The sequence below is a fragment of the Metabacillus idriensis genome (assembly GCF_050483325.1).
Classification (GTDB): domain Bacteria; phylum Bacillota; class Bacilli; order Bacillales; family Bacillaceae; genus Bacillus_P; species Bacillus_P idriensis_A.
In genome coordinates this window covers 1-1451 of the sequence record NZ_JBCMYF010000047.1, presented here as the reverse complement: position 1 = coordinate 1451, position 1451 = coordinate 1, and the positions used below count along the sequence as shown (strand labels likewise).

Genomic DNA, 1451 nt, shown 5'->3' with positions numbered 1-1451 from the left:
TGAAGTGACCCCAAAAAGTTAGACACGTTATTTCATCAGGCTGCTTGTTGGGCAAGAGTCCGGTATTGTACCGGGCTCTTGCCTTTTAATTTTGACTTAATTCGTTTGTGATTATAGTAATGAATATATTTTTTGAGTTCCTTCCTAAAATGCTCAATACTTTTAAAGTCCTGATCATATAGAAATTCTGATTTAAGAATGCCAAAGAAATTTTCAATGACCGCATTGTCATAACAGTTCCCTTTACGTGACATGCTTTGAGTGATGTTATTGTTTTTTAATACAAGATAATATTTATTCATCTGATAATGCCACCCCTGGTCAGAGTGAATCAGTAAATCATCATCTTTGGTCTTTCGTTTCAAGGCCTTTATTAACATGTCTGATACTAGGGAATAGGTTGGTCTGGAACCAATTGTATATGTGATAATTTCACCATTGTATAAATCGAGCATCGGAGATAGATATAGTTTCTCTCCAAATACGTTGAATTCAGTGATGTCTGTGACCCACTTCTCATTCGGCTTGGACGCCTTGAAATTACGGTTTAAGACATTTTGGGCAACTTTTCCTGCTTCACCTTTGTATGAACGGTATTTCTTCATACGCACAAGGCATTTCAACCCCAATTCTTTCATGAGCCGATAAACTTTCTTGTGATTAACATTCATTCCTCGATTGGCCAGTTCAGCACAAATACGACGGTACCCGTATCGGCCCTTGTTTTCACGAAAAATATCTTTAATCAATGTTTTTATCTCGGCATCTTTATCTGGACGGCCAAGTTGCTTTATATAGTGATAGTACGTGCTTCGGGGGATACCTGCCAGACGTAAAAGTGATTTCACCGGAAATTCCTGCCTCAATTCATAGACTACTTGCGCTTTGTCTTGTTTGGTGATTTTTCCTTGTTCTGAACTAAGGCATTCAACTTTTTTATATAAGCAAGCTCCATGCGCAAGCGCTCATTTTCAGCCTGAAGAGCTTCTATCGTTTCTGGCGCTGGATCTTTTATCTCGCTTAGTTTAGAATTTTCTTTTTTCATCGGTGACCGCCCCTTTTTCCTTGGTATAAGGGCGTCCACACCATGTTTATCAAATAATCTTGCCCACTGATAGACAGTAGAAGGAGAATGAATGCTAAAAATCGCAGCTGTTTCACAGGGGGACGTCCCATGTTCGTTCATATAGGTTAGTACCTCTAGTTTATCGTCCACCGAATAAGTTGTATATTGTTTTTTAAACGCATTTTCTCCTTGATATTGATAGTGTTGGATCCAAGCGTGAAACACTCCGTGCGATACTCCAATCGATTTAGCAATAGTTTTATACCCTTCCGTTCCATCCAAATATCGTTTAACGGATTGGATTTTTTCTTGCGCAGTAAACTTAGCCATAAAAAATGCACCTCCAAATGTTAGATGGTGTGTCTAACATTTGGGGTGCACTTCA

The 1451-nt window shown here is 38.8% G+C and carries 1 protein-coding gene; it reads right to left on the bottom strand.

Features of this window, described 5'->3' with window-relative positions:
* Positions 1-35 precede the first annotated feature (35 nt).
* Positions 36-1396, bottom strand: a protein-coding gene (locus ABEQ24_RS22725) for an IS3 family transposase (protein ID WP_430008878.1) whose coding sequence is annotated in 2 segments (ribosomal slippage) — positions 36-940 and positions 940-1396 — 1362 coding nt in all. Because the reading frame shifts where the segments join, the coding sequence is not laid out codon by codon here.
* Positions 1397-1451 lie beyond the last annotated feature (55 nt).